8 protein-coding genes are annotated in these 9,072 nt (G+C 65.2%); 6 read left to right on the top strand and 2 right to left on the bottom strand.

What is annotated here, in order from left to right; genetic code table 11:
- Window positions 1-547 precede the first annotated feature (547 nt).
- The 4 genes from NKJ78_RS30600 to NKJ78_RS30585 are packed head-to-tail and all read left to right on the top strand — an operon-like array spanning window position 548 to window position 5,547.
- Window positions 548-2,074, top strand: coding sequence for a DUF4153 domain-containing protein (locus NKJ78_RS30600; protein WP_023740128.1), 1,527 nt, complete (start codon window positions 548-550; stop codon window positions 2,072-2,074).
- A 4-nt stretch (window positions 2,075-2,078) separates the two neighbouring features.
- Window positions 2,079-2,774 carry a response regulator transcription factor gene (locus NKJ78_RS30595; protein ID WP_023736741.1) on the top strand — a complete coding sequence of 232 codons (696 nt, stop codon included), beginning with the start codon at window positions 2,079-2,081 and terminating at the stop codon, window positions 2,772-2,774.
- Window positions 2,762-4,357, top strand: coding sequence for a sensor histidine kinase (locus NKJ78_RS30590; protein WP_023740127.1), 1,596 nt, complete (start codon window positions 2,762-2,764; stop codon window positions 4,355-4,357). The genes NKJ78_RS30595 and NKJ78_RS30590 overlap by 13 nt, the downstream gene beginning before the upstream one ends.
- A gap of 23 nt (window positions 4,358-4,380) precedes the next feature.
- The gene (locus tag NKJ78_RS30585) at window positions 4,381-5,547 is read left to right on the top strand and encodes an NAD(P)/FAD-dependent oxidoreductase (RefSeq protein WP_352460674.1); all 1,167 of its coding nucleotides are present in this window, start codon (window positions 4,381-4,383) and stop codon (window positions 5,545-5,547) included.
- Window positions 5,548-5,755: 208 nt separating this feature from the next.
- On the opposite strand, the gene NKJ78_RS30580 is transcribed toward NKJ78_RS30585, so the two are convergent.
- On the bottom strand, window positions 5,756-6,487 hold the full coding sequence (locus NKJ78_RS30580; RefSeq protein WP_023742083.1) for a DUF72 domain-containing protein: 732 nt from the start codon (window positions 6,485-6,487) through the stop codon (window positions 5,756-5,758).
- 145 nt (window positions 6,488-6,632) lie between these two features.
- Window positions 6,633-7,058: a GNAT family N-acetyltransferase gene (locus NKJ78_RS30575; RefSeq protein WP_023694557.1), complete on the bottom strand. Its 426-nt coding sequence runs from the start codon at window positions 7,056-7,058 to the stop codon at window positions 6,633-6,635.
- A 162-nt stretch (window positions 7,059-7,220) separates the two neighbouring features.
- On the opposite strand from NKJ78_RS30575, the gene leuD reads away from it, so the two are divergent.
- Both leuD and NKJ78_RS30565 read left to right on the top strand, forming a co-directional pair.
- Complete coding sequence (gene leuD, locus NKJ78_RS30570; protein ID WP_352460673.1) at window positions 7,221-7,826, top strand: 3-isopropylmalate dehydratase small subunit; 606 nt, start codon at window positions 7,221-7,223, stop codon at window positions 7,824-7,826.
- A gap of 64 nt (window positions 7,827-7,890) precedes the next feature.
- Window positions 7,891-8,814: an Ivy family c-type lysozyme inhibitor gene (locus tag NKJ78_RS30565; protein ID WP_352460672.1), complete on the top strand. Its 924-nt coding sequence runs from the start codon at window positions 7,891-7,893 to the stop codon at window positions 8,812-8,814.
- The last annotated feature ends 258 nt before the right edge of the window (window positions 8,815-9,072 follow it).

The following is a 9,072-nucleotide window of genomic DNA, read 5'->3' as shown; positions in this document are numbered from 1 at the left end:
CGCGTCGCCGCCCCCCCCCCCGCCCCCCAGTTGGGGGGCCGGGGGCCCTCCCGCCCCCCGCGCCGCGGGGGGGTTGGGTGGCCCCCCACCCCCCCCGGGGGTCGACCCTTGGGCGCAAGGCGAGCAATGCGCTCAGTGCCCTTCCGATGTCCGTTCGCGGCGATTGCCAGGTGGTTCCCCCACTCCGTCTCGGCTTCGCCGAGCCACCTCTCCCCCTCCGGAGGGAGAGGAAAGGAGCCTGGCTGGGACAGCGCCAACGTCCGGAAAGATGGCGGGCAGCGCCCCGGCCGTAAGCGCAGGTCCTGCACGAAAACTGCACATCCCTGCGGAAAACCTCCTCCGCTCCGCCCCGCCGTTTCCATGCGAGCCCGCGACAAGGCGGCATGCAACAGCGAAACCGTTGGTCCTTGCCCTATCGCCTGCGCAGCGAAAGCTGGTGGTTGGTGGATCCGCCCCGGACGGAGGCCCGCCCTTACCTGGAAGCGAGCCTGCTCCCTTTTATCCGCCCACCGGCCGAGCGGACCAAGCCCGTCAGGAAAATCCGCGCATGACATCGTTTGCAAGCTTTTCCAGCCGCTTCGGCATCGCCGTCCTGCTCGTCGCCCTGGCGGATTTTTTCTTCTATGGCCAGCCCGCCGGGATCACTGTCCTGCTGTTTGCCATCCTGATCGCCGGCGCGGTGGTCGCTGTGCATCCTGCCGCGCTGAATTCCACCCGACCCTGGCTCAAGCTGGCCGCTTTGTTCGTCGCGCTGCTGCCGCTGGCCGAGAACGTCAGCCCGCTGTCGGTGGCGATAGCTGTCGTGGCGCTGGTGGTGTTTGCGCTGTCCCTGTCCGGGCGGCTGCGGCACGGCATCGCCCGCATTGCCGGCCAGGTCGCGCTGTTCCTGCTGGCGGCGCCGCTGCGCCTTATCCGTGACTTTTTCCAATGGCGCCGCACGGTGCGCCGGCTTGGCGGCCGCCGCATCCGCCTGGCGTCCATCATCGTCTGGGTGATGCCGGTGACGCTGGGCGCGGTGTTCCTGCTTTTGTTCGGCACCGCCAACCCGGTTATCGAATACTGGCTGTCGCTGATCGACCTGATGAAGCTGCTCGATCTCATCCAGCTGGCGCGGATCGTCTTCTGGCTGCTCGTGCTCGCCGGCGTCTGGGCTTTCCTGCGGCCTCGCCTGCCGCGTTTCCTGCGCCGCCTTCCACCTTTGACGCCGCCTGCAGCCGTGGCCGCACCGGCCGCGACTAAACCAGCGACAACGATCGAGGCCGTCGTCTTCGGCAAGGCCGCGATCCTGCGCGCGCTGATCGTCTTCAACGCCTTGTTTGCGCTGCAGACCGGGCTCGACGCAGCCTATCTCTGGGGTGGGGTCGCCCTGCCGGACGGGTTGAGCTATGCCGCCTATGCCCATCGCGGCGCCTATCCGCTGATCGCCACGGCGCTGCTGGCCGCCGGCTTCGTGCTGGCGGCGCTGCGGCCGGGCAGCGAAACCTCAGGCGATCCGCTGATCCGCCGGCTGGTCTATGCCTGGGTGGCGCAGAACATCGTGCTGGTCATCTCGTCGATTCTCAGGCTCGATCTCTATATCGGCGTCTATGCACTGACCTACTGGCGCATCGCCGCCTTCGTCTGGATGGGGTTGGTGGCGTCAGGGCTTGCACTGATCATTGCCCGCATCGCGCTTGGAAAATCCAACGAATGGCTGCTCTCCGCCAATCTTCTGACGCTATCGGCGACGCTTTATGCCTGCTGCTTCATCAACTTCGCCGCAACGATCGCCAATTTCAATATCGACCATTCCCTTGAAATGACCGGCGACGGCACGCCTATCGATACCGAATATCTGCGCTCGCTCGGCGCTGCCGCCATGCCGGCGCTGGACCGCCTCTACATGCACCAATTCGGAAACCAAACCACCTATCTGGCCGACCAAATGATGATCGACGACACTATCGCCGAGCAGAAGCAGTGGCGCGCCTGGAGCTTTCGCGGCTGGAGGCTCGTGCAGGTTCTCGACAAGAGAGGTCCGCTCGTGCTTCCTCCACCTACCCAGCCCTCGCAACCTTCAGTGCCGGACCGTTAGATCCATGCCGCATCAGATCCTGGTCGCCGACGACGATCCGCACATACGCGAGATCATCTGCTTTGCGCTGGAAAAGGCCGGGATGAAGACGCAGGCCGTGTCCGACGGCGCCGCGGCCCTGCAGGCGATCGAGCGCCGCGTGCCCGATCTCGTCGTGCTCGACATCGGCATGCCGGAGATGGACGGGCTGGAAGTCTGCCGGCGGCTGAGGCAGCGCTCCGACGTGCCGGTTCTGTTCCTGTCCGCGCGCGACGAGGAAATCGACCGCATCCTCGGGCTCGAAATGGGCGGCGACGACTACGTGACGAAACCGTTCAGCCCGCGCGAACTGGTGGCGCGCGTCAACGTCATCCTGCGCCGCGCCCGCCCGGTGGCGCCCGACCCCGCCGACGACAAGAACTTCGCGCATGGCAAGCTCAGCCTGGCGCCGGCCAGCCACGGCGCCAGTTTCGACGGCAAGGCGCTGGCGCTGACGGCGATCGAATTCTCGATCCTCAGGGGATTTCTGGCGCGGCCGGCGCATGTGCTGGGGCGCGATCTGGTGGTGGCCAGCGCCTATGCCGCCAACATCCATGTCGCCGACCGTACCGTCGATAGCCACATCCGCAACATCCGCGCCAAGCTGGCGGCGGCAGGCTGTCTCGACGCCATCGAAACCGTGCATGGCGTCGGTTTCCGGCTTGGCCGATGCGGCGCCTGAGCGACGCCAAATGGATCGGCACCAAATGGCGGCCAAGGCTGGCCACGGTGGTCCTCGCCATCCTCATCATGGTGCTGGCGCTGCCGCTGGTCGGCTTGTTCTTCTTCCGGCTTTATGAAAACCAGCTGATCCGCCAGACCGAGGGCGAGTTGATCGCGCAAGGCGCCGTCATCGCCGCCATCTATGCGCAGAATATCAGTGACGCCGCCATTGCCCCGGAGAAGCTTGGGGTGCCGATGCAGGCTGACAGCGGCGAAGCCAGCCGCGGCGACGACACGCCTTACCAGCCGATCGAGCCTACCCTCGATCTCGCCTCCGACTATTTGCTGCCGACCCGGCCCGCCGGCGTCGCTGCCGCCACCGATCCGGCCTTTGCAGCGATCGGCGCGCGGCTGTCGGGCATTCTCGACACCACGCAGAAAACCACCCTGGCCGGCTTCCGGCTGCTTGACCCGCATGGCGTCGTCATTGCCGGGCGCGACGAGGTCGGCCTGTCGCTGGCCCTTGTAGAGGAGGTGCGCACCGCCCTTACCGGCCACTATGCCAGCGCGCTCAGGCAACGAATTCCCGACCAGCCGCCACCGCCGCTCTATTCGGTCAGCCGCGGCACGAAAGTTCGCGTCTTTGTCGCCATGCCGATCGCGGTCGACGGCCATATCGCCGGCGTGATCTATCTGTCTCGAACGCCGAACAACATCGTCAAGCATCTCTATGGCGAACGCGGCAAGGTGACGCTGGCGGCCATCGCCATGCTGTTCGGCACGCTGCTGATCGCGCTGGTCTTCCTGCGCACCGTGAGCCGGCCGATCTACGCGCTGATGAAGCGCACGAGGCGCATCGCCGCCGGCGACCGCGACGCGATCCGGCCGCTCGACCATCACGGCACGCGCGAAATGGCCGAGCTGTCCGCCGCCTTCCTCGACATGGCGGAAAAGCTGCAGGCGCGCTCCGACTCGATCCAGACCTTTGCCACCCATGTCTCGCACGAGCTCAAATCGCCGCTGACGGCGATCCAGGGCGCGGCCGAACTCTTGCGCGATTCCGGCGAGGCGATGGACGCGGCAGAGCGCAAGCGGTTTTCCGGCAACATCGTCAACGATGCCGGAAGGCTCAATCTGCTGGTACGGCGCCTGCTCGATCTGGCGCGCGCGGAAAACCTGGCGCCGAGCGGCGAAAGCACATCGCTCGATGCGGCGCTGGCATTGCTGCCGGTGGACGGCAGGCTGGCGGTTCGCGTCGAGACGGGCGGCGAAACCGGTCTGCGCATCTCGGCCGAGAATGCGGCGATCGTGCTTGCCAACCTGATCGACAATTCCGCCAGGCACGGCGCGACCCAGGTTTTGCTGGCGGCTGCCAGCGCCGACGGCAAAGTGACGATTGCGATCAGCGATGATGGCGCCGGCATTTCGCCGAGCAACAGGGCGCGCATTTTCGAGCCGTTTTTCACCACGCGGCGCGAGTCCGGCGGCACCGGCATGGGCCTCGGCATCGTGCTGGCCCTCCTGAAAGCGCATGATGGCACGGTCGCGCTGGTTGACTCCGGGCGCGGCACGCGCTTCGAGATTTCCTTGCCAGCCGCGTGAGGGCTGGTGGATCGGAGAACAAAGTGCGCTACGACATCGTCATCATCGGCGGAGCCATCGTCGGCTCCTCGGTCGCCTACTACCTTCGCGAGGAAGGCTTTTCCGGCTCCATCGCGCTGATCGAACGCGACCCGCAATTCGCTCATGCCGCAACGACGCTGTCCATGGCCTCGATCCGTCAGCAATTCTCGATTCCGGAAAATATCCGGCTGTCGCAGTTCACGCTCAACCTGTTCCGGCGGCTGAAGGAGACCTTCGGCACCGACGCCGATATCGGTTTTCGCGAAGGCGGCTATCTCATCCTGGCCGGCGACGCCGGGTTGCCGATCCTGAAAGCCAACCACGAGGCGCAGGTCGCCGAGGGCGCCGACATTCTGCTCGAGGACGCCGACCAGCTGGCAAAGCGCTTTTCATGGCTGTCGACCGAAGGCATCAGCGCCGGCGCCTTCGGCCGTACCGGCGAGGGCTGGTTCGACGCTCATGCCATGTTGACGCTGTTTCGCAAGGCATTGCGTGACAGACAAATAGATTTCATCGCCGCCGATGTCACCGGCATTGAGAGGCAGGGCAACCGCGCCACCGGAGTGGACCTCGACAATGGCGAAAGACTGCAAGCCGGCATCGTCGTCAATGCCGCCGGGCCGAATGCCGGCAGGGTGGCCGGCATGGCGGGACTCGTGCTGCCCGTCGAGCCGCGCAAGCGCAACGTTTTCGTCTTCGAGGCGCGGGAAAAATACGCCGACATGCCGCTGCTGGTCGACCCATCCGGCATCTATGTCCGGCCTGAAGGCTCGGTCTATCTCACCGGCGGCGCCGAGCCGGAGGAGGGCGATGGCCCCGCCGACCCCCGGGATTTCGACGTCGACTGGCCGCTGTTCGAAGAGGTGATCTGGCCCATGCTGGCAACCCGCATCCCCGCCTTCGAGGCGATCAAGCCGACCCGCGCCTGGGCAGGCCATTACGACTACAACACGCTCGACCAGAACGCCGTGGTCGGCCCGCATCCAGAGGTCGGCAATTTCATCTTCGCGAATGGGTTTTCAGGGCATGGGCTGCAGCAGGCGCCGGCCGTCGGCAAGGCGCTGGCGGAGCTGTTGGTGCATGGCGGGTATCGGACGGTGGATTGCTCGGCGTTTGGGTACGAACGGGTGGTCGAAGGGCGGGCGTTTCGGGAATTGAACGTGATTTGAGGCGGGCGGAATAGGATCGCTCTGTCGAGTTCCCGCCCACCCCCTCTGCCCTGCCGGGCATCTCCCCCGCAAGGGGGGAGATTGGCAGCTTCGGCGAAGGCGCCATTCTTGCAACGTCGGCGATTGGCGAAAGCGGTCGCGGCATCTGATCTCCCCCCTTGCGGGGGAGATGGCCGGCAGGCCAGAGGGGGTGCTGTCCCGCGAGAGTCTAAGCAACCATCGCACTGACAGCCATCGCGTTCCCCAGTGCATGCCCGGCGGCCGTGTTGTCGAAAATCCCCCAGACCTCGGCACCGGAAGCGGCCGTTGCTTCCACTTGCCGCGCAAACCGGTCGAGCGTTTCGGTATCGTAACCCGAATGGTAGATGCGCGGCGCGCCGTGCCAGCGGAAATAGGCAAGGCCGGGCCAGCCACCCGGCCCTGCTGCCTCCGGAACCGAAGCCGGGTCGGCGGCGACCCGGGCGACCTGGTGACCGGCCAGCAGTGCGTCCGTCTCGGCACTGAACCAGGTGGGATGGCGCGGCTCGCATGCCAGCCTTGCCCGGATACGCTTGCCCAACATGTCGAAGAAACCGCCGGCGACCTCCGGCTCGAAGGGCAAGCTCGGCGGCAGCTGCACCAGAAGCACGCTCAGCTTTTCGCCGAGACCTTCGACCTGCCCGAGAAAGTCCTCTGTCAGCCCCTCGCAATCGGCGAGGCGATGCTCATGGGTCATGCTCTTCGGTGCCTTGACCGCGAAGCGGAAGTGCTCCGGCACGGCGTGAGCCCAGCGCTCATAGGTCTCGCGGCGGTGCGGCTTGTAGAACGAGGTGTCGATCTCGACGACCGGAAAGCGTTTTCCGTAACGTTCGAGATGCGAACCGGACTGCGGAAACTCAGCCTTGTATCGAGACGGAATTCCCCAGCCGGCGGTGCCTATGAGAGATCGGCGATTTCCCATGCTGGGGATGTGGACCGGATGAAGCGCGGGTCAAGGGCGGCAAGGAGGCGTTGCTCAGCAGGGTCCTGAACACCGTTCCGCATTGCCCGATAACCTTGCCCGCCTTGACTGCCCAACCCGGTTGGCAATTGCGCCCGATGCGGCGTCAGCCCTCGCGGGAGAACCAGAACGCGTCGGCCATGCGCTTCATGCCGATACGCTCGTAGAAGCCGACGGCGTCGGGCATCGAGATCAGGCTGATGGCGACCGAAGGCCCAAGCTGCCGGCGGGCCTCGTCCATCAGGCCCTTGCCGATGCCGACGCCTTGCGCCGATTGCGACACGGCGAGCTCTGAGACGTAGCACACCCAGGAAAAATCGGTGATGGCCCTGATAACGCCGATCAGCGGCCTGCCTTCGATGTCGAGCCGCGCCGTGAGCACCAGGTTCGCGCCTGAAAGCATCGCTTGCAGCCGGGCGTCGTCATCGACGGGGCGTGTTTCGCCGAGCGTGGATTCGACCAGCACGCGGCGGAATTCAGCGACGTCGAGCTCAGGCTCACTGGCATAGATAATATTCGATTGTGTGGTCATGGGCGCAAGGTGCACCAGCGGCGGCCGGTTTTAAAGACGTTTGCCGCCGATCTTTCGATCGGGCCGCGCACCAACAGTTGCCTTTTATTTGCCGGCGGCTTTGTGTAAACCGGGCGCAGCAAACCCTGACGCAACGAATTCGATCAAGAACGGGCAAAAGCCATGGAAAAATTCACCAAGCTCACCGGCGTCGCCGCACCGATGCCGATCGTCAATGTCGACACCGACATGATCATCCCCAAGGATTATCTCAAGACGATCAAGCGCACCGGGCTCGGCAGCGGCCTGTTCGCCGAAATGCGCTACAAGGACGATCGCTCGGAAAACCCCGACTTCGTGCTCAACAAGCCAGCCTACCGCAAGGCGCAGATCCTGGTCGCCGGCGACAATTTCGGCTGCGGTTCGAGCCGCGAACACGCGCCGTGGGCGCTGCTCGATTTCGGCATTCGCTGCGTCATCTCGACGTCGTTCGCCGACATTTTCTACAACAACTGCTTCAAGAACGGAATCCTGCCGATCACCGTCAGCCCCGAAGACCTGGAGAAGCTGATGGACGACGCCTCGCGCGGCTCCAATGCGACGGTGTCGGTCGACCTCGAGGCCAAGGAAATCCGCGGCCCCGACGGCGGCGTGGTCACCTTCGACCTCGACGACTTCAAGCGCCACTGCCTGCTGAACGGTCTCGACGATATCGGCCTGACCATGGAGAAGGCCGGCGCCATCGCCTCGTTCGAGAAGAAGAACGCTGCCGAGCGTCCTTGGGCCTGAGTGGTACGAGATGGCCCGGCCGCCACAAAGCCGGGTTCGTGGCGGCTGAACGGAGGGGACAGTCATGACACGTTTTCTTCTTGCCGGCGCCTGCGCGCTGGCGTGGATGCTGATGCCGGTGGCCGGCGCGCAAGCACAGACCGACACGGTCCTCGTGCCGGCAGAAGATCCGTCCGCCGCCGATCTGGGCGCGTCGAACAATGCGGCCCTGGCGGACGATGACAGCCAGGGGCCGGTCCCGTTCGAGGGCGGGCAGCTGACCATCACCCAGCCGGAGCAGGATGGCGAGAAGGTGCTGGCCTATGACGGCAAGCAGCTGGCCAGCAATTATGACGTGTTCTTCGACAGAACAGTCAAGGTCGGCGGCGTCGACGTGGCGCTGGTCGATGTCGGCGACGGCGGCAACCAGTGCGGCCCGGCCAAGGTCATCGTCTGGAAGCCGGAAGGCGGCGAGATACAAAGCCTCAAGGTCGAACAGGACGAATGCGGGGCGCCGCCGGCGGCGGTGGCCGACAACGCCATCTATTTCGTGCCGTATCTGTTGCCGGGCGATACGAAGCAAGCGCTGCAATGGTCGCCCAGCGACGGGCTGACGATCTCGGGCGACCTGACCTACGCGCCGGAGCCGGGTACGGACTGGAAGGACGTCGATCCGGCCAAATACCAGAACATCATCGACGCCTTCCACAATGAGGCCGTCTACAACGCGGCGCAGACGCTGCTCGGCGACACCATGCCCGACATGGCAACCAGCCTGCTGGTCGGCGGCGGCACCGAAAAGATGGCGTCGGGCGCCTTCTACGCCACCGGCTGCGTGCCGCACGCATGCGGCAGCAATGACGGTTTCATGGCGGTCGACCCGGCCAAGCACACGCTCTACTTCGCCCGCCGCGGCAACAATGGCGAGCCGCAGGCCTGGCCGCCGGTGGCGGACTGGCCGGCGGATGTGAAGGAAGCAATGGACAAGGCGCAGGAGTCGGGGAACTAGGGTTTGCGGCAGCGCGGCGAACACTCGGTGTTCATGCTTGTTCCGTCGCGATCCGTCACACCCCCTCTGCCCTGCCGGGCATCTCCCGCTCAAGGGGGGAGATCAGACGTCACTCTGGCTTTCGCCAATCGCAAATGTGGAAAGCGAGAAAGGCGTCCGAACTGCTAATCTCTCCCCTTGAGGGACTGTTGCAAAATTGGGTGGATGTGATTCCCTGTTTTTGAAACGGGGATTTTGCGATGACGACAAAGCCGAGCG

Origin of the sequence: Mesorhizobium sp. M0037 (assembly GCF_040323635.1) — a bacterium.
Taxonomy (GTDB): domain Bacteria; phylum Pseudomonadota; class Alphaproteobacteria; order Rhizobiales; family Rhizobiaceae; genus Mesorhizobium.
Note: the sequence above shows the minus strand (reverse complement) of the source record. Positions and strands in the feature narration are given on the sequence as shown.

Excerpts from the sequence above, each read along its gene's own strand:
- NKJ78_RS30590 (WP_023740127.1), top strand. The coding sequence starts at position 2,762 with ATGCGGCGCCTGAGCGACGCCAAATGGATCGGCACCAAATGGCGGCCA.
- leuD (WP_352460673.1), top strand. The coding sequence starts at position 7,221 with ATGGAAAAATTCACCAAGCTCACCGGCGTCGCCGCACCGATGCCGATC.
- NKJ78_RS30580 (WP_023742083.1), bottom strand. The coding sequence starts at position 6,487 with ATGGGAAATCGCCGATCTCTCATAGGCACCGCCGGCTGGGGAATTCCG.
- NKJ78_RS30565 (WP_352460672.1), top strand. The coding sequence starts at position 7,891 with ATGACACGTTTTCTTCTTGCCGGCGCCTGCGCGCTGGCGTGGATGCTG.
- NKJ78_RS30595 (WP_023736741.1), top strand. The coding sequence starts at position 2,079 with ATGCCGCATCAGATCCTGGTCGCCGACGACGATCCGCACATACGCGAG.
- NKJ78_RS30575 (WP_023694557.1), bottom strand. The coding sequence starts at position 7,058 with ATGACCACACAATCGAATATTATCTATGCCAGTGAGCCTGAGCTCGAC.
- NKJ78_RS30600 (WP_023740128.1), top strand. The coding sequence starts at position 548 with ATGACATCGTTTGCAAGCTTTTCCAGCCGCTTCGGCATCGCCGTCCTG.